Here is a 25,755-nt window from a genome sequence, read left to right on the forward strand (position 1 = left end):
CCGTTTGTGGGACGGATGCGGCCGGCCAGCAGACCGGGGCTTCGTGCTCGGTCTGCGGCGACCCGACGCCTGGACATTTCGGAAAAGCGCGTTCCTCAAGACGGGCGCATGAAACTCAAGCTGGGTCCGATGTGGTCGCGCGGCGTCTTGCAGGTCGTTGGTCGTGTCACTCGTGACCGTGCCAGAGCACGATCCGTCATCTTGTCGGGTGACAATGGGCAGTGCATGCCGCGCCGGCGGCATCGTCGGCGAGCCGGCGCGGCCTGACACCCCAGAAACGCGTGTAACCCGAGCGTGGGCCCGGTCTGGTGACCCATTGCCCGTGGTCCGATGGCCCGATGGCAGGGCCGGACGCGCGCAGTTTCCCATCTCACCCGGCGCCAATGCGCCCCTGGAGCCCCCATGAAAGACCTGCTGACCTTCAACGAGATGCTCACCCCCAAGCTGATCACCGTGGTGTATTGGCTGGCCCTGCTGGCGATCGTCATCGGGGGCGTCGGCAGCATGTTCGCGCCCTACGGCTTCAGCCTCGGCAGCTTGCTGCGCGGCCTGTTTGGCATCGTGTTCGGCGCACTGGGCGTGCGCATCGGCTGCGAGATGATGATCGTGCTGTTCAAGATGAACGACGCGCTGCAGGAGCTGCGCCGCAAGTGACGGCAGTATGCGATCATTCCCGTTGTTCAACAAATGGGATCAACCGCATACCCCTTCACTCATCGGTGTGCATCACCGTCCGAGCTGGTCTTGCGCGCCACCAGCATCACCACGTCCGCCACCGTGCGCAAGGCTTCGGCCTCCTCGTCGCGGATGGCGATGGCAAAGTGCTTTTCAAGGGCGAGCACGATCTCCACGTCCAACATCGAGTCGCCGTCGAAGAACACGCGCAGGTGCTGTGAAAACGCGTCCTCGGCGCGCAGCCGCGACGGGTCGATGTCGAACTCGGTGGCCAGCACCTGCCAGACCCCCTCGACCACCTCGGGCGCGATGCCCTGCGGCCGAAAGCGGTGGGCGTGGATGTCGGCCAAGGTCCGGGGCTCACGCCCTGCAAGCAGCGCCAGGGCCCGCTGCCGGGCCCGTTGCCCACGAATCGCCTGCACCAGCAGCGCGATCACGGCCAGCACGGCCAGTGCCGAGAGCCAGAACCGGGTCAAGCCCTGGCCCCGGCGAGGCGTCGGTCATGAAGCCCCCGCTTCATGGCCCGGTCTGCCATTCGCTCAGCGCTTTTTGCGCGCACCACCGGTGGGGGCTGCGGAGGCACCGGGCCGCGCCAGGCCGGGCCGCGCTTGGCTTGGCCTCCCCGCGCCTGACCTGGCCTGACCTGGTCGGGCCGCGCCTGGCCGGGTCGGACTGGACCGCGAGGCGGATCCGGTGCCGCCGGCCGCGCCCTGGCCCGACCCGGTCACGCGCGGCGGCAAGCCGGTGTGCTGGGTGAGCAGGCGGCCGGGCACCGGCTCGCTGCGGCGAAAACGCACGTCGCCCTGCGGCTCGCGCGCATCGCGGGCGCCATCGGCACCACGCACGGGCGCAGCCTTGGCCTTGTTCATGGCGTGGGCCTTGCCCTGCTGCGAGACGACGGCGCGCGCGGCCTGGCCGGTGCCGGTCGTGCTGTTTTTCTTGCGCGCGCTGGTGTAGGCACCGTCGACCAGCGGCTGGAAGGTCGGGATGAGGTGTTGCTTGCCGTTGCCGATCAGGTCGGCCCGGCCCATGGCCTTGAGGGCCTCGCGCAGCAGCGGCCAGTTGTTGGGGTCGTGGTAGCGCAAAAAGGCCTTGTGCAGGCGGCGGCGGCGTTCGCCCTTGACCACGTCCACGGTTTCATCGGCCGTCTTGGCCTTGCGGTGGATGCGGTGCAGCGGGTTGCGCGTGCTGTGGTACATCGCCGTGGCCGTGGCCATGGGGCTGGGGTAGAAGGTTTGCACCTGGTCGGCGCGAAAGCCGTTCTTCTTCAGCCAGACGGCGAGGTTCATCATGTCTTCGTCGCTGGTGCCGGGGTGGGCGGCGATGAAGTACGGGATCAGGAACTGCTTTTTGCCCGCCTCGGCGCTGTACTGCTCGAACATCTGCTTGAAGCGGTCGTAGCTGCCGATGCCGGGCTTCATCATCTTGGACAGCGGTCCGGTCTCGGTGTGCTCGGGCGCGATCTTGAGGTAGCCGCCCACGTGGTGCTGCACCAGCTCCTTGACGTACTCGGGCGACTGCACGGCCAGGTCGTAACGCAGGCCCGAGCCGATCAGGATCTTCTTGACGCCCTTGAGCGCGCGCGCGCGGCGGTAGATCTTGATCAGCGGGTCGTGGTTGGTCGTCAGGTTGGGGCAGATGCCGGGGTACACGCAGCTGGGCTTGCGGCAGGCCGATTCGATCTCGGGGCTGCGGCAACCCAGCCGGTACATGTTGGCTGTCGGCCCGCCAAGGTCGGACACCACGCCGGTGAAGCCCGACACCTTGTCGCGGATGTCTTCCAGCTCGCGGATGATGGAGTCTTCGGAGCGGCTTTGGATGATGCGGCCCTCGTGCTCGGTGATCGAGCAGAACGTGCAGCCGCCGAAACACCCGCGCATGATGTTCACCGAGAAGCGAATCATCTCCCAGGCGGGTATCTTGGTGTCGCCGTCGTGCCGGCCTTGCGAGTCGGCGTATACCGGGTGGGGGCTGCGCGCATACGGCAGGTCGAACACCCAGTCCATCTCGGCCGTGGTCAGCGGGATGGGCGGCGGGTTCATCCACACGTCGCGCGCCGTGGTGCCCTCGCCGTGTGCCTGCACCAGCGCACGCGCGTTGCCGGGGTTGGTCTCCAGGTGCAGCACGCGGTTGGCGTGGGCATAGAGCACCGGATCGGACTTGACCTGCTCGTAGCTCGGCAGCCGGATCACCGTGTGGTCGCGGTCGGCGCGCAGCTTGTGCTGCAGGCTGGGGTTGGGCACGAAGCGGATGGGCTGCGGCGTGCTGAGGTCGGGTGCGCCCTGCCCACTGGCCCCACCTGCCGCGCTGGACGACGCGCACGCCGATCCCGCCATCGACGCGGCCTCGCCAGGCCTTGCCTGGCCTGGCCGGGCCTCGTTCTGCATGCCGATGGGCGTGTAGGGGTTCACGTGCTCGTCCACGCGACCGGGCATGTCGACCTCGGTGGAATCGATCTCGACCCAACCCTGCGCCGAGTCGTCGAGGTGGCGGCGCACGAAGGCCGTGCCGCGCACATCGGTGATCTGGCTCACCGGCTCGCGCCGCGCCAGGCGGTGGGCGACCTCCACCAGCGCGCGCTCGGCGTTGCCGTACAGCACCAGGTCGCACTTGCTGTCCACCACCACCGAGCGGCGCACCTTGTCGCTCCAGTAGTCGTAGTGCGCGATGCGGCGCAGGCTGCCTTCGATGCCGCCCAGGATGATGGGCACGTCCTTGTACGCCTCGCGGGCGCGCTGGCAGTAGACGATGGCCGCACGGTCCGGCCGCTTGCCGCCCACGTCGCCCGGGGTGTAGGCGTCGTCGCTGCGGATCTTCCGATCCGCCGTGTAGCGGTTGATCATGGAATCCATGTTGCCCGCCGTCACCCCCAGAACAGGTTGGGCTTGCCCAGCGCCTTGAAGGCCTCGGCGCTGTGCCAGTCGGGCTGGGCGATGATGCCCACCCGAAAGCCCTGGGCCTCGAGCACGCGGCCGATCACCGCCATGCCGAAGCTGGGGTGGTCCACGTAGGCATCGCCCGTCACCAGGATGACGTCGCACGAGTCCCAGCCCAGCTGCTCCATCTCGGCCCGGCTCATGGGCAGGAATGGCGCGGTGCCGAAGCGCTTGGCCCAGTAAGGCCGGTAAGAGGTCAGGGGTTTGGCGTTGCGCGGAAATTGCGAAACGTCGATGGGGGCGTTCATGCGGGGCTCTCGAGGGCGGAACCGGTGATTTTAAAGGCGCAAGCCGTTTTGCGTGCGATCGGGGTATCGCCGAGCCTGCGATGGTGCAAAAACGGCGAGGCATGCGTACTGCCTGCCGTCACCTCAGGCGTGCCAGCACCGCCCCGGGCAAACCCGTACAGAGCGCCCTGACGGGCCGGCCACCACACCTGCCTGCCCTGCCCGGCCGCACCACAAGCGCGCGTGCACCGCGCCACCCGGCGCCACAAGACCCGTGGCGCGTGGGGAATTGATGCATATAATAACCATTCTCATTTGCAATCATCGTTTTCCACCGGCCCGGCCGCCGCCTCGCTGCGCAGTGGGTCACGCCTCGCGCGTCCGCCCGGCCTGTCTCCTTGATCCATCCGATGAACACCACACACGCGCTGGGCGCCACGCTCGCACGGATTCGCAGCGTGGGGCCTCTGGCTTCGCGCATCGTTGCCGCCCTGTTCGGCGGTTATGCCCTGGCGGCGTTGAGCAGCGTGGCAGCCCTGGCCCTGCCCATGGCCACGCCGCAGGCCGTTTTGACCGGCATGCTGGCCAGCTTTGCGGTCTATGCCGGCGCCGTGATCTGGGTGTTTGCGGTGCGCTCGGCCACCCGCGCCTGGCTTGGCCTGGTGGCGGCCGCCTTGCCGCTGGGCCTGATCGCGTGGACGGTGACCCCATGAGCGCGCAGGATTCCGCCGTGACCCGGCCAGCCGCCGCTGCGCCTCAAAAAGCCGCCAAGAAGGCGCCCGGCATCCGTCAGACCATGTCCGACCTGCACATCTGGGCCGGGCTGCTCGTGGGGTGGCTGCTCTATGTCATGTTCCTGACGGGCACCGTGAGCTACTTCAAGGAAGAAATCTCGCAGTGGATGCGCCCCGAGCTGGCCCACCAGAGCACCGTGCCCGACCCGGCGCTGGTCGCGACCCGCGTGGTGCAGCAGCTGCAGACGCTGGCCCCGGACAGTCCGCAATGGAGCTTCAGCCTGCCCGACGCGCGCAGCAACATCGCCAGCGCCTTCTGGCGCAAACCCGGCGCCCAGGAAGGCCGGCGCGGCGCCTTCGGCAACGCCACCTTCGATCCCGCCACGGGCGACACGGTCAAGTCGCGTGAAACGCGGGGCGGCGACTTCTTCTACCGCTTCCACTTCCAGTTCCACTACATGCCGGTGCTCTGGGGCCGCTGGCTGGCCGGCTTCTGCGCCATGTTCATGCTGGTGGCCATCGTCTCCGGCGTGATCACGCACAAGAAGATCTTCATCGACTTCTTCACCTTCCGCTGGGGCAAGGGCCAGCGCAGCTGGCTGGACGCGCACAACGCGCTGTCCGTCTTCGGCCTGCCCTTCCACGCCATGATCACCTACACCGGGCTGGTCACGCTGATGCTGATGTACATGCCGTGGGGCCAGAACGCGGCCTACACCACCCCGGCCGAGCGCCAGGCAGCCCAGCGCACCATCTTCTCGCAGCCGCCGCAGGTCAAGCCCAGTGGCGAGCTCGCGGAGCTGGCCCCCATCGCCGACATGGTGCGCCAGGCCCAGGCCCGCTGGGGCCGCGACAACCTGGGCCGCGTGACCGTGGCCAACCCCGGCGATGCCAATGCCCGCGTCACCATCACGCGCGGCTCGGAAGAGCGCGTGTCGACGACCACGCAGTTCATGCATTTCGAGGGCAGCACAGGCCGCCTGCTGCAGGCCACCGACCAGGGTTCGGGCGGCGCCGCCGAGACGCGTGGCGTCATGGTCGCGCTGCACTTGGGCCACTTTGCCGACCCCGTGGTGCGCTGGCTGTATTTCCTGGTCAGCCTGGCCGGCACGGCCATGGTGGGCACCGGCCTGGTGCTGTGGACGGTGAAGCGCCGCGCCAAGCTGCCCGACCCCGACAAGCCCTACTTCGGCTTCTGGCTGGTCGAGCGGCTGAACATCGCCGCCATCGCCGGCCTGAGCATCGCCATGGCCGGCATGCTGTGGGCCAACCGCCTGCTGCCGCTGGACTTGGGCCAGCGCGGCGTGGCCGAGGTGAATGCCTTCTTCGCCGTCTGGGGCGCCACGCTGGTGTGGGCGCTGGTGCGACCCGCCAAGCGCGCCTGGATCGAGCTGCTGTGGGCCGGCGCCGCCGTGTTGGCCCTGCTGCCGGTGGTGAATGCCCTGACCACCGACCGCCCGCTGTGGCGCAGCCTGGCCAGCGGGGACTGGGTCTTTGGTGGCCTGGAGCTGACGCTCTTCGCCCTGGCGCTGCTGCACGTGGCGCTGGCCCTGCGCACGGCGCGCCACCGACCCAAGGCACGGCCCGTGCGGCCCACAGCGAAACGCCCAGTCAGCCCCACCGGCCCGACCGGCCGCGCCGCGCCTGCCGCGCCTGCCGCGCCGACGCCCGCGCCCCAGATGCCCAACCCGGCCTTGCCGGCAGGCGAGCTGGCCTTGAAGGAGGCCGCGCCATGACGCATGTGCTCATCGCCCTGGTGTCGCTGGTGGCCTTCGCCTTGCTGGCCCTGGCCATGGACCGGCAACAGTCCGACCTCTTCGGGCGCGAGCTGCCGGCCAGCCTGACGCGGCTGCTGCGCAGCGGCGGCTGGGCGGCGCTGACCGGTTCGCTGGCCCTTGCCGTGCAGGCGCAGGGCTGGGCCCTGGGCCTGGTGGCCTGGTGTGGCCACATCAGCTTCAGCGCCGCGCTGGTGATGCTGGGCTTGATCGCCTGGGACAGGCGCAAAGCCTGACAACACCTTCACCATGGGTATGCAGCCATTCTCGTTCAAAAATAAACGGGAATCGCTCCATACTGCCTGGGAATCCATGACCCTGCTTGCACCCGCCATCGGGTGCATCGGTGGGGCGATTTGGGCGCTGGGGGATGGCCATGGACTCGCCGATCGACGACACAGCCGGCTGTGAAGCAGACGGCGCGTAGCGCCAGCCGACGTCCTCCCAACGCCCGAGCCGACTCCGGAAAGACCGGTGTGCACATCAGGCGAACGTCATGAACACGTCATCCCAAGGGCTTACAGACCAGCCACTGAAGCGGGGGCACTGCAAGCGAGGCGTGAACGGAATCATCGCCGCAGGTCGGCCGGCGCGTGGATGGGCTGACCGTTCGCGTCGCTCAATCCCACCAGCAGCGCCCGGCCATCGGGCAACACGCGGAATTCACCCAGGCGCGCCGCTTCAAAGGGCTTTGCCCCGCCTTCCGGGAAAAAGTAGGCGTCGGTCACCAGGGTCCAGCGCCCCTTCAGCCGCTTCAGCGGCATGCGCCGCTCGTTCGCCGCCAAGGCCTCGTCCGGCTGGGCCAGGCGCTGCACCGTGGCGCGCTGCCGGGCATCCAGCGTCACCACCACGTCGGCCCAGCTGCTCAGGGCCATGCCGGGCGCCTCCAGGTCTTTCAGCACCGACGGCGGGATGTCGAAGCGCAGGTCCATGTAATCGCCCTGCATGAGCGAGCGCGGGTCCACCGGCGCCAGCGGCACCCAGATGGCCTCGCCGTGCTGGACGACCTGCTCCTTGCGCCACACGTCGAGGTTGACCAGCCCCAGGCACAGCACAGCGCCCAGCACCACGCCCGCCCATCCCAGGCGATGGCCCGTGCGGCCGGCTGCGGGTGTGCGCGCTGCGTCCGCGGCTGCGGGCACCTGCCGCCACCGCGCCCGCAAGGCCAGCAGCACCAGGGCCAGCGCCAGACCCACGCCCGCCATCACCGCGCCCTTGGTCGCCAGCGACCAGCTCAGCGCGTAATAGAACCGGCTCAACACCACCAGCGCCACCACGCCGCAGGCCCCCAGCAGGCGCCAGCGCGCCCGCATAGCGGCACTCGCGGCCATGAGGGCGACCGGCGCCATCCACGGCATGGCGGCACTCGCCGCCGTGGCCAGGCCCACCGCCAGCCCGGCCAGGGGCTGCCAACGCGCACCGCGGGTGTTGGGCACGGCATCGCCGCGCCAGCGCCGCAGCAAGGCCAGGCCGAACACCAGCACCACCGCGCCCAAGCCCAGGGCCTGCACCGCCATCCCCTGGCGGGACGATGCCGTGGTGGCCACCGTGGCGGAGGCGCTTCCGCCCAGCCAGTCGAGCACGCTGGCCAGCACCACCACGGCGCCCAGCAGGCCATCCGCCATGCCCTCGCCCAGCGCGGCCCACGTCGCCCCCTGCGGGCTGGCGGCCCACGCGGATTCGCGCGCCATCCACAAGCCCCAAAGCAGCACCAGGCCCGTCAGGATCACGGGTGCCCAGGGCGCCAGCAGGGCCTCGCGGCTCACGGCCAGCGCCACCAGCACGCCCAGCACCAGCCAAGCGGCGGCCGCCACGCCGCACAGCTGCTGCACCCAGCGCGGCCGCACCGCCAGCGCCGTCAACCCCAGCAGCGCTGCCTGCGCCACGCCCGCCAGCAGCCACGGCCAGCCCACCGGGCCGTGCGCCGCATCGCCCACCAGCACGCCCAGCCAGACCGACCCCGTGGCCACACCGACCACCGCCAGGCACTGGACGAACAGCGCCGGGCCGGCCCGCATCACCGCCACGCTCGCGCCCCACAGCAGCAGCGCCAGCCCCCAGGCCAGGCCCGAAATCAGCAGGTCTTGCAGCAGCAGCGCCAGCAAGCCCATGGCGCTGAGCATGCACAGCAGCGCCCCCACCATCAGCACGCCCACCAGCCAGGCGGAAGGCTCTTCGTCCTGCGGTGAGGCAGCACCGCTCGGTGAGCCGGTCACCCAGCCTTGGGCCTGGGCCTGAGCCCACCAGGCCGGCATCGGCGTTCTCAGCCCCGCAGCGGCGGGCGCGTTCAGCCCCTGCCCGGCGTGCGGCGATGTGTGCGGCGTGTTCATGCGACCTCCTGTGCGTGATCGGCCTGGCGCGCCCAGCCACGCTGCACCTGCATCAGCCAGCTGGCCGAGCCGCCCAGCCCCAGCATGGCCAGCAGCGTGAGCACGGCGAACCCGCCCACGCCAAAATCGAGGGACAGCACCGCCTCGGCCAGCCAAGTCCACACCATGACGTTCAAGGCCAGCGCGGCCAGGGCCAGCACCACGCCATCGCGCCAACGCGATTGCCAGGCCAGCAGGCCCAGCACGCCGATCAGCCCCCCAGCCAGCACCGCCAGCCCGCTGCGGCTGGCGCCCCAGACCAGCGCCAGGACGCCAAATGTCGTCCAGTTGGCCAGGGCGATGGCGCTGGCCACGCGCCACGACACGCGGCCCAGGCCGCCGGGCAGGCGCGTCCAGGGCAGGCTGGCCACGGCACACGGCACCCCAGCCAGCAGCAGCCAGCCCACCATGGCGGCGATCTGACTGGGCTGCAGGGCATCCGAGAACCACAGCCACTCGTCCCCGCGGCCGCTCCAGAACGTCAGCCCCAGGCCGGCCACCAGCACCCACAGCGTCCACAGCAAGTCGCTGCGCTGGGTCAGGGTCCAGACCAGCAGCAAGCCGGCCCAGGCGGCGAACAGCTGCCAGGCGTCGGCGCCGGTCTGGTAGGTCTGCCCGACGAACGCCAGCAGCCCGCCGAGCATCAGGCCCGCAGCCAGCAGGGCCGCCGTGCGCGCGCGCGGCCAGGCGATGGCGGCCAGCACGCAGACGGCCAGCGCCGCCTCGATCAGGCCGAGCTTGAACCCCCGCGTTTGCGCCTGCCAGTTGGCGGCGATCCAGAAAATCAGGCCGCAGCCCAGCAGCAAGGCCGCCACCAGCGCCAGCCCCCGCGCCAGCAGGCTGGCCAGGGCCTCGGGTGGGCGTGTCGCCAGCCGGTACAGCGGCGCCCTCGCATCAGGGTGGGCCGCCTGCGCGGCGCGGTACAGGTGTTCGTCCAAGGGCTCCTCCTCGGCCCCGAGCGGGCCATGATCCGGTCAGCCCCGACTCTAGCGGCACGCGCCGGCTTGGCTGGCCGCGCGCGGCAGCGTGGCGCACTGGTGATACCGGCGGGCGCACACCACGGCACCGACGTGGCGGCCCTGGCCTTCGCACGCTCGGCGCCACAGCACGGCCAGCACGGCCTGGGCCAAACACATGCCGCGCCGGCCTACCGCAAGCCGGCCACGGCACATGCCACACAGGCGAAGGCTGCACCAGGCACGGCCCACAGCCGCACGATCACGCCGCCGACCGGGCGCCATCGCCTTGAACGGTATCACTGTCAACAACCATCAGCATCACCCCACGCTCGTCATCCAATCATCGACAAATGAGCGATACCCCACCCCATCACCATCTCATGCGCAGCGTGCCGTGTGCTCACACCCCCAGCGCCAGCCCATCGCGGCGGTGATCGGAACCGGCGGCGTACACCGGCAAATCGCTTTGAACAGCACCGCCAACAATCAGCCAGTATCACTCCACTCTTGTCATCCAATCATCGATAAATGAGCGATACCCTACCCCTTCACCATCCCATGCACACCGTGCCGTGTGCTCACACGCCCAGCGCCAGCCCATCGCGGCGGTGATCGGAACCGGCGGCGTACACCGGCAAGGCGGTACCGGCCTGGTCGGCAGGCAGGCGCGCGATGAGCTGGGCACTGCCGAAGTCCAGGCTGTCGGCCGGCATCACCGTGGGCCGGTGGCCGAGCTCGCGCAAACCGTCCACCACGGCGGTGGGCACGGTGGCCTCGAGGATGAGCTGCCCCGCGTCGTCGATGCGCCAGCGCGGCGCATCCGAGCACGCCTGCGGGTTGCGCCCTTCCAGCAGATGGCGCAGCACCATCTGCACGTGGCCCTGGGCCTGCATGTTGCCGCCCATCACGCCAAACGCCATCACCGGCTGGCCGCCCCGCGTGACGAAGGCCGGGATGATGCTGTGCAGCGGCCGCTTGCCCCCGGCCACCTGGTTCACGTGGCCCGGCGTGGTGACGAAGCCGATGCCGCGGTTGTGCAACGCAATGCCCGTGCCCGGCACCACCACGCCCGAGCCAAAGCCTTTGTAGTTCGACTGGATGAAGGACACCATGCGCCCGTCCGCATCGGCCGTGCACAGGTAGACCGTGCCGCCCGACGGCGGGGCGCCGGGCGCGTGGGTGCCGGCGCGCGCCGGGTCGATCAGCGCCGCACGCGCCTTCAGGTAGGCCGGGGCCAGCAGCTCGGCCGGCGTGTGGCGCATGTGTGCGGGGTCGCCCACGTGCGTGTGCAGGTCGGCAAACGCCAGGCGCATGGCCTCGATCTCGAGGTGCATGCGCGCGGCCGAGCCCGGCGCCGTCTGCGCATGGGGCAAGTGCGCCAACAGGCCCAACGCCATCAAGGCCGCCAGGCCCTGGCCATTCGGCGGGATTTCATGCACCTCGTGGCCGGCAAAGGGCAGCGCAATCGGCTGCACCCATTCGGGCCGGTGCCCCTCCAGGTCGGCCAGCGCCAGCGCGCCGCCGTGCTGCGCAGCCCACGCCACCATGGCACCGGCCAGCCGGCCGCGGTAAAAGCTCTCGCCCCGCGTGGCGGCAATCTCGGCCAGCGTGTCGGCCTGGTCCGGCAGGCGCCACAGCTCGCCCACGCGCGGCGCGCGCGGCCGGCCCTGGTCGTCCGCCAGCGTGAAGGCCTCGAAGCCCGGCTGGCCCGCCAGATCGACCACCGACTGCGCCCACTGGCGCGCGATGACGGGGCTGACCGGAAACCCCTCGCGGGCGTGGCGCATGGCGTCGTCGAACAGCTGGTCAAACGGCAGCGCCCCAAAGCGTTCGGACAGCGCCACCCAGGCCGACACGCCGCCGGGCACGGTCACGCTGTCCCAGCCCAGGCGCGGCATGGCCGACAGGCCGGCAAAGCGCTCGGGCGACCAGGCCGCCGGCGCCCGGCCCGAGGCGTTGAGCCCATGCAGCGCCTGGCCGTCCCAGACCAGCGCAAAGGCATCGCCGCCGATGCCGTTCATCACCGGCTCGACCACGGTCAGGCAGATGGCCGCCGCCAGCGCCGCGTCGATGGCGTTGCCGCCCCGCATCAGCGCCCGCGCACCCGCCTGGGCCGCCAGCGGTTGCGAACAGGCCACGGCATTGCGCGCCAGCACCGGCTGACGGGCCAACATCGGCAGGGGCTGGGACATGGGTGCTCCTTGGAGGGTGAGAGGTGTCCGCGTCAGGCCACCCCAGAAAAAAGCAGGACGCCGCGCCAGCGTTCAATGCCAGCCGCCACGTCCTGCCCCTGGATTCGCCGCACGCCAGCGTGACGTGCGGCAGCCCGGCTCAGATCAGCTTGACCAGCTGCTTGCCGAAGTTCTTGCCCTTGAGCATGCCGAAGAAGGCTTCGGGCGCATGCTCCAACCCCTGGGCCACGGTTTCGCGCGGGCGCAGCTTGCCGGCCTTGACCAGGTCGCCCAGCTCTTTCAGGGCCGGCGCCCAGCTCTTGGGGAATTCGCTGACGATGAAGCCCTGCATCTTCAGCCGCTGGATGAGGAACAGGCTGGGGTTGTCGATGGCCGTGGGCGCGCCGTCGTAGCCGGCGATGAGGCCGCACAGCGCGATGCGGCCGAACGCGTTCATGCGCGGCAGCACGGCGTTCATGATCATGCCGCCGACGTTCTCGAAATAGCCTTCGACGCCGTTCGGGCACACCGCTTTCAGGGCCTTCGACAGGCTCTGGGCATCGGCATGCGGGCGGTAGTCCACGCACACGTCGAAGCCCAGCTCCTGCTCGGCATAGGCGCATTTTTCGGGGCCGCCGGCAATGCCCACCGTGTGGCAGCCGCGCGCCTTGGCCAGCGCAGCAAAGGCGCTGCCCACGGCGCCACTGGCCGCGCTGACCAGCACCGTGTCGCCGGCCTTGGGCTGGATGATCTCGTTCAGGCCCACCCAGGCCGTCACGCCGGGCATGCCCACGGCGCCCAGGTAGTACGACAGCGGCACGGCGTCATCGGTGGGCAGCTTGGTCCAGGCCTTGCCGGGCAGCTGACTCCACTCCTGCCAGCCGCCATGGCCCAGCACGCGGTCGCCGGGCGCCAGGCCCTCGAACCGCGACTCGACCACCTCGCCCACGGTGCCGCCGCCCATGGGCTCGCCCAGGGCCTGCGGTGCGGTGTAGCTCTTGGAGTCGTTCATGCGCCCGCGCATGTAGGGATCCAGGCTCAGGTAGTGGTGGCGCACGCGCACCTCGCCCTCTGCCAGCGGCGGCAAGGGGGCTTCCTGCAGCTTGAAGTTGTCGGCACTGGCCGCGCCGTCCGGACGGCTGGCGAGGATGATCTGGCGGTTGAGGGTCATGAGGTCTCCTGGTTGCACTGCGACTCGATCGACGCACAGTATGGGCCATTCGCCGTCGATTATCAAACGGGATTTACCGCATACCCCAAAGCCAGCAAGGAGAAGCAGCGGCGCATGGCACCACGCCGCGCGCCCTGGCAGGCCTCAATCGGTGGGCGGGTCCACCGGCTTGCCGGCGCCGTTGAACACCACGCCATCGTTGCGGTTGACGTAGCGGAAGGTGCCGCTGCCCTGTGCACACAGGTCGCCGTCGCCGTTGTAGATGTGCGATTCGACGAAGGCCATGCTCTTGGTGTGGTGCACCACCCGGCCCTTGGCGACCAGCTTGCCCGTGGCGCCGGGCAAGCCCGGCCGCATGAAGCTGGTCTTCATCTCGATGGTGACCACCCCCGAATCCAGCCGCAGCGAGCGCGCGGCCGTGGCCATGGAGACGTCCATCAGCGTCATGACCGCGCCGCCATGCGCCACCTGGTAGGTGTTCATGTACTGGGGCAGCACCTCGAAATGCATTTCCGACTCGCCGCCATCGAACTTTTCCAGCGTGAAGCCCAGCAGGTTCACGAACGGGATGGAGGCACCAAAATTCAAGCTCATGGGTGTACTTCTGCAACAACAGCGCGTGGTTGGCGGCACACGAAACCGCGCATGAACATCATGCAGTATGGGCCAGCTGTCGTTTCAGATGAAACGCGAGCACAGCCATACTCCTCAAATCATCAGCCGCCCACGACGGCGCTGACGCCCCCGTCGACCACCAGACCCTGGCCGGTGATGTGCTGGCCGGCGTCGGAAGCCAGCAGCAGCACCGCGCCCTTCAGGTCCTCGTCGCCGCCCAGGCGGCCCAGCGGCGTGCCGGCGGCCATCTTGTCGGCGCCCATGTTCTCGATGGCGCCATGCGTGAGCTTGGTGGGGAAGAAGCCGGGGCAGATGGCGTTCACGCGGATGCCGTGGTGGCCCCACTCGGTCGCCAATGTGCGCGAGAAATTCAGCACCGCAGCCTTGGAGGTGTTGTAGGCCAGCATGTTGAGCCCGGCCGGGTTGCCACCCAACGCGGCGATCGAGGCCACGTTGACGATGGCGCCCTTGCGGCGCGGGATCATGGATTTCTTGCCCACCTGCTGGGCCAGCAGGAAGTAGCCTCGCACGTTGAGGTTCATGACCTTGTCCCAGGCGTCCAGGGGCAGATCCTCGGCCGGCGCGGCCCACGACGCGCCGGCGTTGTTGACCAGGATGTCCAGCGGCCCCAGGCGCGCCAGCGCCTCGTCGGCCAGGCGCGTCACATCGGCCGGATCGGCACAGTTGGCGGCGCACCAGCGCGCATCGATGCCGGCGGCCTGCAGCTGCTGCACGGCGTGTTCCAGTTCATCGGCCTTGCGCGCCGACAGCATGACCTTGGCACCCGCTTCGCCCAACGCCTGGGCCATCTGCAGGCCAAGGCCGCGCGAGCCCCCGGTCACCAGGGCGGTTCTGCCCGTCAAATCAAACAGCTGCTGCACGGTACGCGTCATGAACAAGGTCTCCGGAAAGGCGGGCGTCACAGGTCGGCGCAGGGCATGGGCGCCTGGCTCGGCGGCCATTCTAGGCAAGCGCCGCGGCCACCCGAGTGCCGCAGGCATCTGCGCGCGGTGCCCAGGGGCCACCGCGCAGGCCATCGGCAAGCCCTCCAACAGGCCGGGCTTCTGGCAGATGCCCCCGCGCCGCATGGTGCCCCTGGCCGTTACAGCCCGGCGACACCGGCGCCCGACACGCGATCCGACACGCAACGACAATGGCTGGCCGCGCCCCGGCGCCGTCTTGACCCATCCCGGCTACCTGCCATGACGGCTCACTGCGCTTTCGGCTCGCCCAGCGCCTGCGTTGGCGGGTCGCCGTTCACCCCCACAACCTGGATTGGCCATGTCGACTTCCTTTTCCACGGCTCACCCGCTTCGCATCGGCGTCATGGGCGCCGGTGCCGTCGGGTGCTACTTCGGCGCCCTGCTCGCACGGGCCGGCCACGCCGTCACGCTGATCGGCCGCCCCGCGCATGTGCAAGCCATTGCCGACCGCGGCCTGCGCCTGCAGACCAGCACCGAGGATGTGCACATCCCCCTGGCCGCCAGCACCGAGGCCAGCTCCGTGCGCGACGCCGACGTGGTGCTGCTGTGCGTCAAATCGGGCGACACCGAGGCCACGGCCGCGCAGCTCAAGCCGCACCTGCAAGCCGGAGCCCTGGTGCTCACGCTGCAGAACGGCGTGGACAACGACGCGCGTGCGCGCGCTGTGCTGGGACCTGCGCACCCCGTGGCCGCGGCCGTGGTCTACGTCGCCACGGCCATGGCCGGACCCGGCCACGTGCAGCACTTCGGACGCGGCGAGCTGGCCATCGCGCCGTCGCCGCTGAGCGAGCGCGTGGCGCGCGAGTTCACGGCCGCCGGCATCCCCACCGAGGTGTCGGACAACGTGCGCGGCACGCTGTGGGCCAAGCTGGTGATGAATTGCGCCTACAACGCGCTCTCGGCCTTGACGCAGCAGCCCTACGGCTGGCTGGTGCAGCAGCCGGGCACGCCCGAGGTCATCGCCGACCTGGTGGCCGAATGCCTGGCCGTGGCCGAGGCCGATGGCGTGGTGTTTCCCAGCGACGTGCACGCGGGCGTTCGGGCCATCGCGCAGACCATGCCGGGGCAGCGCTCGTCCACCGCGCAAGACCTGGCACGCGGCAAACCCAGTGAGATCGACCACCTGAACGGCTACGTGGTGCAGCGCGGCGCGGCGCTGGGCGTGTCCACGCCCGTCAACCGCACGATGTGGACGCTGGTGCGTCTGCGCGAGCGCGCGGCTCAGGGCTGAGCCACGGCGTGCGATCAGCGCCGCCGCAATGCTGCTCGGCAGCCCTCAAGCAGGCTTGATGCGTCACAAAGGGGTACTTTGAAGGGCACGTGTTGCAGTCAACGGGCGCCAGGGACGACGCCGGGGGCGGTTCCAGCACCGTCACAGGCCTCCGATACAATCGCCATTTCCCACCCCGCGGACACCCTGCGCTGTCCGTACGCGAAATGACCAAATTCGTCTTCGTCACCGGTGGTGTGGTGTCTTCCCTGGGCAAAGGGATCGCCTCCGCCTCCTTGGCCGCCTTGCTTGAATCGCGCGGCCTCAAAGTCACCCTCATCAAGCTCGATCCCTACATCAACGTGGATCCAGGCACCATGTCGCCCTTCCAGCATGGCGAGGTCTTCGTGACCGACGACGGCGCCGAAACCGACCTGGACCTGGGCCATTACGAGCGGTTCATCGAAACGCGCATGCGCCAGGCGAACAACTTCACCACGGGCCGCATCTACCAGAGCGTGCTCGAGAAAGAGCGTCGCGGCGACTACCTGGGCAAGACGGTGCAGGTCATCCCGCACGTCACCAACGAGATCCAGGAGTACATCAAGCGCGGCGCCGGCATCGGCACGCAGGACGCCGTGGACGTGGCCATCTGCGAGGTCGGCGGCACGGTGGGCGACATCGAGTCCCTGCCCTTCCTCGAGGCCGTGCGCCAGCTGGCCCTCAAGCTGGGCCTGAACAACTCGGCCTTTGTGCACCTGACCTACCTGCCGTGGATCGAGACGGCCGGCGAGCTGAAAACCAAGCCCACGCAGCACACGGTGCAAAAGCTGCGCGAGATCGGCATCCAGCCCGACGCGCTGCTGTGCCGCGCCCAGTACGCCGTGCCCGAGGAAGAGCGCGAGAAGATCTCGCTGTTCACCAACGTGGCCGAATGGGGCGTGATCAGCATGTGGGACGTGGACACCATCTACAAGGTGCCCCGCATGCTGCACGAGCAAGGCCTGGACGGCCTGATCTGCGACAAGCTGCGCCTGAACACCAAGCCGGCCGACCTCAAGCGCTGGGACGACCTGGTGCACGAGACCGAGCACCCGCAGGGCGAGGTCGACATCGCCATGGTGGGCAAGTACGTGGAGCTGTCCGACAGCTACAAGTCGGTGAACGAAGCCCTCAAGCACGCCGGCATGCACAACCACGTGCGCGTGAACATCACCCACATCGACTCGGAAACGATCTCGGACGACGACGCCATTGCCTTGCTGGGCAAGTACGACGGCGTCCTGGTGCCCGGCGGCTTTGGCGTGCGGGGCGTGGAAGGCAAGATCTCGACCGCGCGCTTTGCCCGGGAACACAAGGTGCCCTACCTCGGCATCTGCCTGGGCATGCAGGTCGCCACCATCGAGTTCGCCCGCCACGTCGCGCGCCTCAAGCACGCGAACTCGACCGAGTTCGACCCGCGCACGCCCGAGCCCGTGATCGCGCTGATCACCGAGTGGAAGGACGCCGACGGCAGCATCCAAAAGCGCACCGAAAGCTCGGACCTGGGCGGCACCATGCGCCTGGGGGCGCAAAGCTCGGACGTGGCCGCCGGCACGCTGGCCCACAGCATCTATGGCGACGTGGTCACCGAGCGCCACCGCCACCGCTACGAAGCCAACGTGACCTACCTGGACAAGCTGCGCGCGGCCGGCCTGGTCATCTCGGCCCTCACGCAACGCGAGCAGCTGACCGAGATCGTCGAGCTGCCCACCAGCGTCCATCCCTGGTTCATCGGCGTGCAGTTCCACCCCGAGTTCAAGTCCGTGCCCTGGGCCGGCCACCCGTTGTTCAACGCCTTCATCGCCGCTGCCATGGCGCAGCGCCAGGCCGCGGGCAAGCCGGTCGGGCTGGAAGCCCGGCAGGACAACGTGGGCCTGGCCTGACCAATAGACAGTATGGGCGGATTGCCGTTTGCGAACCAACGGCAACCACCCCATACTCCACCCATGCATCTTGAGTAGCCGATCATGAAACTCTGCGATTTCAAGGCAGGCCTGGACCAGCCGTTTTTCCTCATCGCCGGCCCGTGCGTGGTCGAGTCCGAGCAACTGCAAATGGACGTGGCGGGCCAGCTCAAGGAGATGACGGCGGCGCTGGGCATCCCCTTCATCTTCAAAAGCAGCTACGACAAGGCCAACCGCAGCTCGGGCACCAGCTTCCGCGGTCCCGGCATGGACAAAGGTCTGGAGATCCTGGCCAAGGTCAAGCGCGAGCTGAACGTGCCCATCTTGACCGATGTGCACACCGAAGCCGAGATCCCGGCCGTGGCCGCCGTGGTCGATGTGCTGCAGACGCCCGCCTTCCTGTGCCGCCAGACCGATTTCATCCGCGCCTGCGCCCAGTCGGGCAAGCCGGTGAACATCAAGAAGGGGCAATTCCTGGCCCCGCACGACATGAAGAACGTCATCGACAAGGCGCGCGCCGCGGCCGCAGAAAAAGGCCTGGAAACCGACGCTTTCATGGCCTGCGAGCGCGGTGCCAGCTTTGGCTACAACAACCTCGTGAGCGACATGCGCTCGCTGGCCATCATGCGCGAGACGAACGCCCCGGTGGTGTTCGACGCCACCCACAGCGTGCAGCTGCCCGGCGGCCAGGGCACGTCGAGCGGCGGCATGCGCGAAATGGTGCCCGTGCTGGCCCGTGCGGCCGTCGCCGTCGGCGTGGCGGGCCTGTTCATGGAAACCCACCCCGACCCCAATCATGCGCTGTCGGACGGCCCCAACGCGGTGCCGCTCAAGCACATGAAGGCGCTGCTGGAATCGCTGCAGGCGCTGGACGCCGTGACCAAGCGCGCCGGCTTCCTCGAAGCCCACTTCGAGGCCTGAGTCCCTCCCCCGTTCAAAGGACACCCCATGGCAAGCGGCTACGTGATGGCCTGGGTCACCGTGACCGACCCCGAGCAGTACGAGGACTACCGGCGCTGGAGCACCGAGGCCATGCGCGTGCACGGCGCCGAGGTGTGCGTGCGCGGCGGCCAGATCGAGGTGATGGAGGGCGACTGGACGCCCGAGCGCCTGGTGGTGCTGAAGTTCGCCAGCCTGCAGGCGGCACGAGACTTCTACCATTCGGCCGAATACCAACGCGCCAAGGCGGCGCGCCAGGGGGCAGCGGTCATGCGCCTGCTGTGCGTGGAAGGCACCTGAGCTGCGAAAATCACCCCTGGCCGCCGGCCGCGCGCCGGCCCGGCGTAATCCCGACATGACATGGGTATGCGCCCACTCGCGTTGATTGACTGACGCAAGCGCGGCGATACCCCTTTATTTTCAAGTTCTCCAAGCATCTCAAGAAAGGTTCTCCCATGAGCGCAATCGTAGACATCGTTGGACGCGAGGTCCTGGACAGCCGCGGCAACCCGACCGTGGAATGTGACGTGCTGCTGGAAAGCGGCGTGATGGGCCGTGCCGCCGTGCCCTCGGGCGCCTCGACCGGCTCGCGCGAAGCGATCGAGCTGCGCGACGGCGACAAGAGCCGCTACCTCGGCAAGGGCGTGCTCAAGGCCGTCGAGCACATCAACACCGAAATCAGCGAAGCCGTGCTGGGCCTGGACGCCGCCGAGCAAGCCTTCCTGGACAAGACCCTGATCGACCTGGATGGCACCGACAACAAGAGCCGCCTGGGCGCCAACGCCATGCTGGCGGTGTCCATGGCCGTGGCCCGCGCCGCGGCCGAGGAATCAGGCCTGCCGCTGTACCGCTACTTCGGCGGCATGAACGGCAACCAGCTGCCCGTGCCCATGATGAACGTGATCAACGGCGGCGCCCATGCCAACAACAGCCTGGACCTGCAGGAGTTCATGATCATTCCGGTGGGCGCGCCCACCTTCCGCGAAGCCCTGCGCTACGGTGCCGAGGTGTTCCACGCCCTCAAGAAGATCATCGACGGCAAGGGCATGAGCACGGCCGTGGGCGACGAAGGCGGCTTTGCACCGTCGGTCGAGAACCACGAAGCCGCGATTCAGCTGATCCTGGACGCCATCACGGCCGCCGGTTACACGCCGGGTCAGGACATCGTGCTGGCCCTGGACTGCGCCGCCTCTGAGTTTTACAAGGACGGCCAGTACGTGCTGGAAGGCGAAGGCGGCCTGAAGCTGACGGCCCAGCAATGGACCGACATGCTGGCCACCTGGTGCGACAAGTACCCCATCATCTCGATCGAAGACGGCATGGCCGAAGGCGACTGGGACGGCTGGAAGCTGCTGACCGAGAAGCTGGGCGACAAGGTGCAGCTGGTGGGTGACGACCTGTTCGTGACCAACACCAAGATCCTGAAGGAAGGCATCGACAAGCACATCGCCAATTCCATCCTGATCAAGATCAACCAGATCGGCACGCTGACCGAGACCTTCGCCGCCATCGAAATGGCCAAGCGCGCCGGCTACACGGCCGTCATCTCGCACCGCTCGGGCGAAACCGAAGACAGCACCATCTCCGACATCGCCGTGGGCCTGAACGCCGGCCAGATCAAGACCGGCTCGCTCTCGCGTTCGGACCGCATGGCCAAGTACAACCAGCTGCTGCGCATCGAGGAAGACCTGGGCGACGTGGCCGTGTACCCGGGCCGCGACGCGTTTTACAACCTGCGCTGACGCAGAGCCTCCTGGCCGGGACCACCCCGGCCTGTTGCGCAGGGCACACCACGTCGGCCAACGCTTCTCCACCAACACCAGCCCCGCAGAACATCCTCAAGCTCTCCACCCTGTACCAGTTCGGGGGCGACCTGCGGCAATGGCGTGTCGGCGGCGGCGTGCAGTGGCAAAACCGTCTCTGCAACACGGACACCACGGCGGGTGTGGCTTGGCGCAACCAGCAAGGTGCCCATGCCATGGCCGACCTGATCGTCGGCTACCGCCTGGCGCCGGGAGCCGGCATCCAGCTCAACATCAGCAACCTGTTCGACAAGGTGTACCGCGCCATCGGCCATTCGACCGAATGGGCACGGATGTCGACGGCGAGCCACGTGCCATCAAAGTCACGGCCCGATACACCTTCTGACGTCGTGTAGGCGCTTCAACGCGTGCAGGCCGTCTTCACGCCCTACAATTACGCTCCAATGCGCCGGCGGCCTGCCGGGCCGCCTGTACCTCCATCGCACCCATGGTCAACCGCATCGTCTTCGTGGTCCTGATTTCGGCGCTGGCCATCATCCTGGGCCAGCTCTGGTTCACGCGCGGTGGTCTGCCCACCTCCAGCGACCTGCAACGGCGGCTGCATGCGCAGCTGGCCGCCAACGCCAAGATGCAGCTGGCCAATGACCAGCTGGCTTCCGAGCTGTCCGACCTGCGCGACGGCCTGGAAACGGTGGAGGAAAAGGCCCGCATCGAGCTGGGCATGGTCAAGCCCAATGAAATCCTCGTGCAGATTGCGCGCTGACCGCATGCACACCCACACCTGCCCACGGACCTCTCGGTCCGTTTTTCATGGGCGGATGACCGCAGGGCCAAAGGCCTGTCATCCAGCCTGGTGGACCGACAATTCGAGAATATCGTCGCCTGACGCGTCCTTTTCCCCGGTTGGCCGCCATCCCAGGTGGCGATAGAAGCTGTAGGACCGAACGTTCGGATCGCTGGAACACGCCAAGAACAGGCGCTGGAATCCTCGACGCCCGAGGCTTTCAACCATCATCGCCAGCAGGGCCTTGCCGATTCCTTGGCCTTCGTACGCGGGAAGCAGGGCCAACACCACGATCTCGCCGGTATCCCTGTCGCCAAAGCAGTAGCCAATCATCTGGCCCTCCATGCAGGCCACGAAGCCGGGGCAACTGCCATCCTGGATACCCCTGCTCCAGGACTCGGCGGTGATGCCGAGTGCACGCAAATCTGCTGCGGAGAATGCATTTTCTCGCGTCAGCCCTCGGATCCTGATGCACAAGGAGGCGTCATCCGGCGTGGCCGGGCGAAATGTCAGCGTGGTCCTGTTCATGCGGTCTGTCTTCACTGAAAAACCCGTGAAACCTGAGGGGGCGTCTCCCCCCAGCCCGTGGCCTTTCGACGCCTCAAGAGGGCTCGGAAGGGCGGTTGAAGTAGAGCAGGTCGCGCCCCGCAAATCGACCGCCGGCCATCTCCAGGGCAAACCGCGCGCTGTCGCGCTCGCGCTGCTCGGCCATCCAGGCATCGGCCTCGTCGGAGGTGGCGCCCAGGGCAATCACGGTCTCGCGCCCCATGGCCAGGGCCGACTCGAAGGTCTCGCGGATCACGTAGTCCGCATTCGCCTGCACCAGCGCCAGGGCATGCTCGCGGTCCCAGGCCCGCACCAGCACCTGGGCCTGCGGAAAGCTCTGCTTGCACAGCTCGGTGATGCGCGTGGCGGCTTCGGCGTCGTCCACGCAGACCACGATGGCGCGCGCCTGGCCGGCACCCGCCGCGTGCAGCACATCCAGCCGGCTGCCGTCGCCAAAGTACACCTGGAAGCCGTAGCGGTTGGAATCGCGCACGGCCTCGGCATCGGCGTCGATGATGGCGATGCTGGCCCCGCGGGCAATCGCGCCCTGGCTCACGATCTGGCCAAAGCGGCCGAAGCCGATCAACAGCACCTTGCCGCACAGGTTTTCGGCCGGCGCCACGCCGTCCATGGACGGCGCCACCGTGCCTTGCAATCGCTTCATCGCGATGAGCACCACCGGCGTGAGCGCCATGGACAGCACCACGATGGCCGTCATCACGGCCCCGGTCTGGGCAGAGATCACCCGCTCGGACACCGCCGTCGTGTACAGCACGAACGCGAACTCGCCCCCTTGCGCCATCAGCACCGCGCGGTCCAGCGCGTCGGCATGGCTGCTGCGCGTCAGCCGCGCCACGCCATACACCCCCAGGGCCTTGACGGCCATCATCACCAGCACGCCCAGCACCACCTGCTGCCAGTACTGCGCCACCACCGTCAGGTCCAGCGACATGCCCACGCCCAGGAAGAACAAGCCCAGCAGCAAGCCGCGAAACGGTTCGATGTCGGCCTCGAGCTGGTGCCGGTAGGCCGACTCGGACAGCAGCACGCCCGCCAGGAAGGCGCCCATGGCCATGGACAAGCCCCCCACCTGCATGAGCAGCGCCGCACCCAGCACCACCAGCAAGGCCGCGGCGGTCATCACCTCGCGCGCCTTGGCATTGGCCAGCACTCGGAACATGGGGTTGAGCAGCCAGCGCCCCACCGCCAGCAGCAGCAGCACCGCGCCCACGCCCATGGCGACCGCCACCCAGCGCGAGCCCTGGGCCGCACCAGCCTGCGGCGGCGCCACAAAAGCCACCCAGGCTAACAGCGGCACGATGAGCAGGTCTTCGAACAGCAGGATGGACACCATCTTCTGCCCGCGCGTCTGCGCCACGTCGCCGCGCTCGCTCAGGATCTGCATCACGATGGCGGTGGACGTCAGCACAAAGCCCATGCCGCAGACGAAGGCCACCGCCGGCGTCAGCCCCACCGCCAGGCCCAGCAGGGTCAACACCAGCGCGCACGCGCCCACCTGCAGGCTGCCCAGGCCAAAGATGTCGCGCCGCAGGCTCCACAGGTGCGAGGGCCGCATCTCCAGCCCGATCACGAAGAGGAACATGACGACGCCCAGCTCGGCCGTGTGCAGGATGGCCTGCGGATCCTGGAACAGGCGCAGGCCGAACGGCCCGATGACCACGCCTGCGGCGAGGTAGCCCAGCACCGTGCCCAGCCCCAGGCGCTTGAACAGCGGCACGGCCACCACGGCCGCCCCCAACAAGGCCACCACGTGGCCCAAATCAACCGATGTCGATGCCGCACTCATGCCATCCCCTCACAACAATGCCCGCGATTGTGAAGGGAGATCGGCAGCGGCCCGGTGCCACCTCCCGATCGGGTGGACGTGGCTTTGCAAAAGAAGGTAACTGAACGCAGTATGGGCCCATCACCGATCTTCAACAAACGGACATCACCGCATACCCATCTCCCACTTGCCACCACATCATGGTTTGCGCTTGAGCGGGCACCACCTTGTGCGGGTCGCGGTTTGTCCACTTCGTGCCGGGGAACGCGGCTGGCTATCCCGACGCCGAGATGAGACCCGGGACAAGACGGATGACATGGCGCACCGGTCCATCTGTCCGATGAGCAGGCGACAGCGCGCACCTGCCCACGGACCCAACGGGGTTGAGCACCTGCATCCACGGTGGAGCATCAAGAGGGTGCGCCAGGCGCTGAAGGTGGCAGCTCACGCCTGGCCCTGCGAGTTGGAGGCGCACAACCGGCTGGTCAATCAGGTGGGCATCAAAAGGTGAGCCTCGCGCGCCCCTCAGCGTCCGCCGCGAACCGGATCCAGTGCCTCCGGGGCATGTCGACGACAAGCGGCGACGAATGGCACGCAGTATCCGGCGCTTCCCGTCATCGCCTCATCGGCAATCGCCCTATACCCCATGCCACACGGCTTCAACGCAGGTGCGCGGGCACGGTCTCGCCCAGGGCCTCGTCGATCTTCAGGCCTTTGGGCAGCGGGAACTTCATGGTCTCCGCCTCGCCTGCCATCTTGCGCACGCTGACGGCGCCCAGCTCGCGCAGGCGCTCGATCACCTGCTGCACCAGCACATCGGGGGCCGACGCGCCGGCCGTCAGGCCCACGCGGGTCTTGCCCGCGAACCACTCGGGCCGCAGTTCGCCGGCGTTGTCCACCATGTAGGCGGCTATGCCCTTGCGCTGCGCCACCTCGCGCAGGCGGTTGCTGTTGCTGCTCGTGGGGCTGCCCACGACGACGACGACGTCGACCTCGGTCGACATCAGCTTGACCGCGTCCTGGCGGTTCTGCGTGGCGTAGCAGATGTCCTGCTGTTTGGGCTCGCGGATCTGCGGAAAGCGCGCCTTGACAGCCGCCGTGATGCCCGCGGCATCGTCCACCGACAAGGTGGTCTGCGTGACCACGGCGAGCCGGTCGGTCTGCCGCGGCGCCACGCGCGCCACGTCGTCCACGGTTTCGACCAGGTGGATGCCCTCGTCGAGCTGCCCCATGGTGCCCTCAACCTCGGGGTGACCCTCGTGGCCGATCATGATGAATTCGTAGCCTTCACGCGCGAGCTTGGCCACCTCGACGTGCACCTTGGTCACCAGCGGACAGGTCGCGTCGAAGATCTGGAAGCCGCGGGCCTCGGCCTCTTGCTGCACGGCGCGGCTCACACCGTGTGCCGAAAACACCAGCGTGGCGCCGGGCGGCACCTTGGCCAGGTCTTCGATGAAGATGGCGCCGCGTGCCTTCAGCGACTCGACGACGTAGGTGTTGTGCACGATCTCATGGCGCACGTAGATGGGCGAGCCGAACTTGGCGATGGCGCGCTCGACGATTTCGATCGCCCGATCCACGCCGGCGCAAAAGCCGCGTGGCTCGGCCAGCACCACCTCGCTGCCGTGCATCACGGTGTCCGCCCCGCTCGATGCAGAAGACGGACCGGTCACAGCACACCAATCAGTTGCACTTCAAAGGTCACCGGCTGGCTGGCCAGCGGGTGGTTGAAGTCGAACTGCACCGCGCCGTCCTCGCGCACGGCCTGCACGGCGCCCGCGTAGCTGCCCGAGCCGTCCGGTGTGGGGAACTGCACCACATCGCCCACGTGGTAGACCTGATCGGGGTCCCCCAGCTCGATCAGCAGCTTGCGCGCCACCCACTGCACCATGTCGGGGTTGCGCTCGCCAAAGGCCTCGCCCGCGGCCAGGTCGAACTGGGTGTGATCCCCTTCGTTCAGACCCAGCAGGCGCGCCTCGACGGCGGGCGACAGCTCGCCCGTGCCCAGCGACAGGGTGGCGGGCTTGTCCTTGAAGGTGTTGATCACATCGCCCTGCGGGCCGGACAAGCGGTAGTGCAAGGTGAGGAAAGAGCCGGGTTGAACGGTGGTCATGCTGAAGGGGTATGCGGTGTGGCGCCTGACGCGGGCATGCCCATGAACACGGG

Annotated in this window: 22 protein-coding genes and 1 pseudogene; 11 read left to right on the forward strand and 12 right to left on the reverse strand. The window is 68.5% G+C overall.

Going from position 1 to position 25,755, the window contains the following annotated elements; translation table 11 throughout:
* Positions 1–402: 402 nt before the first annotated feature.
* Entirely contained in the window at positions 403–654 is a 252-nt protein-coding gene (locus CCO03_RS11085; protein ID WP_087281041.1) for a DUF4282 domain-containing protein, read from the forward strand.
* Positions 655–713: 59 nt separating this feature from the next.
* Here the strand turns inward: CCO03_RS11085 and CCO03_RS11090 are convergent, their stop codons facing one another.
* Together CCO03_RS11090 and CCO03_RS11095 are read right to left on the reverse strand one after the other, a co-directional pair.
* Entirely contained in the window at positions 714–1,151 is a 438-nt protein-coding gene (locus CCO03_RS11090; protein ID WP_087281043.1) for an acyl carrier protein, read from the reverse strand.
* 63 nt (positions 1,152–1,214) lie between these two features.
* A pseudogene (locus CCO03_RS11095) lies at positions 1,215–3,859 on the reverse strand (YgiQ family radical SAM protein).
* Positions 3,860–4,248: 389 nt separating this feature from the next.
* On the opposite strand from CCO03_RS11095, the gene CCO03_RS11100 reads away from it, so the two are divergent.
* The 3 genes from CCO03_RS11100 to CCO03_RS11110 are packed head-to-tail and all read left to right on the forward strand — an operon-like array spanning position 4,249 to position 6,583.
* On the forward strand, positions 4,249–4,551 hold the full coding sequence (locus CCO03_RS11100; protein WP_087281045.1) for a DUF3649 domain-containing protein: 303 nt from the start codon (positions 4,249–4,251) through the stop codon (positions 4,549–4,551).
* Positions 4,548–6,308 (forward strand): PepSY-associated TM helix domain-containing protein, encoded by a 1,761-nt coding sequence (locus tag CCO03_RS11105; protein ID WP_087281048.1) that lies wholly within the window; start codon positions 4,548–4,550, stop codon positions 6,306–6,308. The genes CCO03_RS11100 and CCO03_RS11105 overlap by 4 nt, the downstream gene beginning before the upstream one ends.
* Positions 6,305–6,583, forward strand: coding sequence for a DUF3325 domain-containing protein (locus tag CCO03_RS11110; protein ID WP_087281051.1), 279 nt, complete (start codon positions 6,305–6,307; stop codon positions 6,581–6,583). The genes CCO03_RS11105 and CCO03_RS11110 overlap by 4 nt, the downstream gene beginning before the upstream one ends.
* Positions 6,584–6,916: 333 nt before the next feature.
* Here CCO03_RS11110 and CCO03_RS11115 read toward each other — a convergent pair whose 3' ends face one another.
* From CCO03_RS11115 to CCO03_RS11140, 6 genes are all read right to left on the reverse strand, one after another.
* Positions 6,917–8,677: a GDYXXLXY domain-containing protein gene (locus tag CCO03_RS11115; protein WP_087281054.1), complete on the reverse strand. Its 1,761-nt coding sequence runs from the start codon at positions 8,675–8,677 to the stop codon at positions 6,917–6,919.
* Positions 8,674–9,654 (reverse strand): DUF2157 domain-containing protein, encoded by a 981-nt coding sequence (locus CCO03_RS11120; protein WP_087281056.1) that lies wholly within the window; start codon positions 9,652–9,654, stop codon positions 8,674–8,676. Before CCO03_RS11120 ends, CCO03_RS11115 begins: the two co-directional genes overlap by 4 nt.
* A 599-nt stretch (positions 9,655–10,253) precedes the next feature.
* Positions 10,254–11,867 carry a gamma-glutamyltransferase family protein gene (locus CCO03_RS11125; RefSeq protein WP_087281058.1) on the reverse strand — a complete coding sequence of 538 codons (1,614 nt, stop codon included), beginning with the start codon at positions 11,865–11,867 and terminating at the stop codon, positions 10,254–10,256.
* 139 nt (positions 11,868–12,006) lie between these two features.
* Positions 12,007–13,017 (reverse strand): NADP-dependent oxidoreductase, encoded by a 1,011-nt coding sequence (locus CCO03_RS11130; RefSeq protein WP_087281060.1) that lies wholly within the window; start codon positions 13,015–13,017, stop codon positions 12,007–12,009.
* Between the two features lie 144 nt (positions 13,018–13,161).
* The gene (locus tag CCO03_RS11135; RefSeq protein WP_087281063.1) at positions 13,162–13,611 is read right to left on the reverse strand and encodes a PaaI family thioesterase; all 450 of its coding nucleotides are present in this window, start codon (positions 13,609–13,611) and stop codon (positions 13,162–13,164) included.
* A gap of 122 nt (positions 13,612–13,733) precedes the next feature.
* Complete coding sequence (locus CCO03_RS11140) at positions 13,734–14,525, reverse strand: SDR family oxidoreductase (RefSeq protein ID WP_087284566.1); 792 nt, start codon at positions 14,523–14,525, stop codon at positions 13,734–13,736.
* 388 nt (positions 14,526–14,913) lie between these two features.
* Between CCO03_RS11140 and CCO03_RS11145 the strand changes: the two genes are divergently transcribed.
* From CCO03_RS11145 to CCO03_RS11175, 7 genes are all read left to right on the forward strand, one after another.
* Positions 14,914–15,846 (forward strand): ketopantoate reductase family protein, encoded by a 933-nt coding sequence (locus tag CCO03_RS11145; RefSeq protein WP_087284568.1) that lies wholly within the window; start codon positions 14,914–14,916, stop codon positions 15,844–15,846.
* A gap of 206 nt (positions 15,847–16,052) precedes the next feature.
* Complete coding sequence (locus CCO03_RS11150) at positions 16,053–17,750, forward strand: CTP synthase (RefSeq protein ID WP_087281066.1); 1,698 nt, start codon at positions 16,053–16,055, stop codon at positions 17,748–17,750.
* A gap of 84 nt (positions 17,751–17,834) precedes the next feature.
* Positions 17,835–18,692: a 3-deoxy-8-phosphooctulonate synthase gene (kdsA, locus tag CCO03_RS11155; protein WP_087281068.1), complete on the forward strand. Its 858-nt coding sequence runs from the start codon at positions 17,835–17,837 to the stop codon at positions 18,690–18,692.
* 27 nt (positions 18,693–18,719) lie between these two features.
* On the forward strand, positions 18,720–19,010 hold the full coding sequence (locus CCO03_RS11160; protein ID WP_087281070.1) for a DUF1330 domain-containing protein: 291 nt from the start codon (positions 18,720–18,722) through the stop codon (positions 19,008–19,010).
* Between the two features lie 155 nt (positions 19,011–19,165).
* The gene (gene eno, locus CCO03_RS11165) at positions 19,166–20,452 is read left to right on the forward strand and encodes a phosphopyruvate hydratase (protein ID WP_087281072.1); all 1,287 of its coding nucleotides are present in this window, start codon (positions 19,166–19,168) and stop codon (positions 20,450–20,452) included.
* A 236-nt stretch (positions 20,453–20,688) separates the two neighbouring features.
* Positions 20,689–20,868: a hypothetical protein gene (locus CCO03_RS20685; RefSeq protein ID WP_335583018.1), complete on the forward strand. Its 180-nt coding sequence runs from the start codon at positions 20,689–20,691 to the stop codon at positions 20,866–20,868.
* Positions 20,869–20,960: 92 nt separating this feature from the next.
* The gene (locus CCO03_RS11175) at positions 20,961–21,236 is read left to right on the forward strand and encodes a septum formation initiator family protein (protein ID WP_087281077.1); all 276 of its coding nucleotides are present in this window, start codon (positions 20,961–20,963) and stop codon (positions 21,234–21,236) included.
* 78 nt (positions 21,237–21,314) lie between these two features.
* On the opposite strand, the gene CCO03_RS11180 is transcribed toward CCO03_RS11175, so the two are convergent.
* The 4 genes from CCO03_RS11180 to CCO03_RS11195 form a co-directional block, all read right to left on the reverse strand.
* Positions 21,315–21,785 carry a GNAT family N-acetyltransferase gene (locus CCO03_RS11180; protein WP_087281079.1) on the reverse strand — a complete coding sequence of 157 codons (471 nt, stop codon included), beginning with the start codon at positions 21,783–21,785 and terminating at the stop codon, positions 21,315–21,317.
* 73 nt (positions 21,786–21,858) lie between these two features.
* Positions 21,859–23,610, reverse strand: coding sequence for a monovalent cation:proton antiporter-2 (CPA2) family protein (locus tag CCO03_RS11185; RefSeq protein WP_087281081.1), 1,752 nt, complete (start codon positions 23,608–23,610; stop codon positions 21,859–21,861).
* Between the two features lie 638 nt (positions 23,611–24,248).
* Complete coding sequence (gene ispH / locus CCO03_RS11190; RefSeq protein WP_087281083.1) at positions 24,249–25,220, reverse strand: 4-hydroxy-3-methylbut-2-enyl diphosphate reductase; 972 nt, start codon at positions 25,218–25,220, stop codon at positions 24,249–24,251.
* A gap of 38 nt (positions 25,221–25,258) precedes the next feature.
* The gene (locus tag CCO03_RS11195; protein WP_087281085.1) at positions 25,259–25,702 is read right to left on the reverse strand and encodes an FKBP-type peptidyl-prolyl cis-trans isomerase; all 444 of its coding nucleotides are present in this window, start codon (positions 25,700–25,702) and stop codon (positions 25,259–25,261) included.
* Positions 25,703–25,755: the final 53 nt, after the last annotated feature.

It is taken from the genome of Comamonas serinivorans (assembly GCF_002158865.1).
In the GTDB taxonomy this organism is placed as follows: Bacteria; Pseudomonadota; Gammaproteobacteria; order Burkholderiales; family Burkholderiaceae_C; genus Comamonas_E; species Comamonas_E serinivorans.

Bases quoted from the DNA above. Each gene is read 5' to 3' on its own strand.
- CCO03_RS11085 (WP_087281041.1), top strand. From the start codon at position 403: ATGAAAGACCTGCTGACCTTCAACGAGATGCTCACCCCCAAGCTGATC.
- CCO03_RS11100 (WP_087281045.1), top strand. From the start codon at position 4,249: ATGAACACCACACACGCGCTGGGCGCCACGCTCGCACGGATTCGCAGC.
- CCO03_RS11105 (WP_087281048.1), top strand. From the start codon at position 4,548: ATGAGCGCGCAGGATTCCGCCGTGACCCGGCCAGCCGCCGCTGCGCCT.
- CCO03_RS11110 (WP_087281051.1), top strand. From the start codon at position 6,305: ATGACGCATGTGCTCATCGCCCTGGTGTCGCTGGTGGCCTTCGCCTTG.
- CCO03_RS11115 (WP_087281054.1), bottom strand. From the start codon at position 8,677: ATGAACACGCCGCACACATCGCCGCACGCCGGGCAGGGGCTGAACGCG.
- CCO03_RS11125 (WP_087281058.1), bottom strand. From the start codon at position 11,867: ATGTCCCAGCCCCTGCCGATGTTGGCCCGTCAGCCGGTGCTGGCGCGC.
- CCO03_RS11130 (WP_087281060.1), bottom strand. From the start codon at position 13,017: ATGACCCTCAACCGCCAGATCATCCTCGCCAGCCGTCCGGACGGCGCG.
- CCO03_RS11135 (WP_087281063.1), bottom strand. From the start codon at position 13,611: ATGAGCTTGAATTTTGGTGCCTCCATCCCGTTCGTGAACCTGCTGGGC.
- CCO03_RS11140 (WP_087284566.1), bottom strand. From the start codon at position 14,525: ATGACGCGTACCGTGCAGCAGCTGTTTGATTTGACGGGCAGAACCGCC.
- CCO03_RS11145 (WP_087284568.1), top strand. From the start codon at position 14,914: ATGTCGACTTCCTTTTCCACGGCTCACCCGCTTCGCATCGGCGTCATG.
- CCO03_RS11150 (WP_087281066.1), top strand. From the start codon at position 16,053: ATGACCAAATTCGTCTTCGTCACCGGTGGTGTGGTGTCTTCCCTGGGC.
- kdsA (WP_087281068.1), top strand. From the start codon at position 17,835: ATGAAACTCTGCGATTTCAAGGCAGGCCTGGACCAGCCGTTTTTCCTC.
- CCO03_RS11160 (WP_087281070.1), top strand. From the start codon at position 18,720: ATGGCAAGCGGCTACGTGATGGCCTGGGTCACCGTGACCGACCCCGAG.
- eno (WP_087281072.1), top strand. From the start codon at position 19,166: ATGAGCGCAATCGTAGACATCGTTGGACGCGAGGTCCTGGACAGCCGC.
- CCO03_RS20685 (WP_335583018.1), top strand. From the start codon at position 20,689: ATGGCCGACCTGATCGTCGGCTACCGCCTGGCGCCGGGAGCCGGCATC.
- CCO03_RS11175 (WP_087281077.1), top strand. From the start codon at position 20,961: ATGGTCAACCGCATCGTCTTCGTGGTCCTGATTTCGGCGCTGGCCATC.
- CCO03_RS11180 (WP_087281079.1), bottom strand. From the start codon at position 21,785: ATGAACAGGACCACGCTGACATTTCGCCCGGCCACGCCGGATGACGCC.
- CCO03_RS11185 (WP_087281081.1), bottom strand. From the start codon at position 23,610: ATGAGTGCGGCATCGACATCGGTTGATTTGGGCCACGTGGTGGCCTTG.
- ispH (WP_087281083.1), bottom strand. From the start codon at position 25,220: ATGCACGGCAGCGAGGTGGTGCTGGCCGAGCCACGCGGCTTTTGCGCC.
- CCO03_RS11195 (WP_087281085.1), bottom strand. From the start codon at position 25,702: ATGACCACCGTTCAACCCGGCTCTTTCCTCACCTTGCACTACCGCTTG.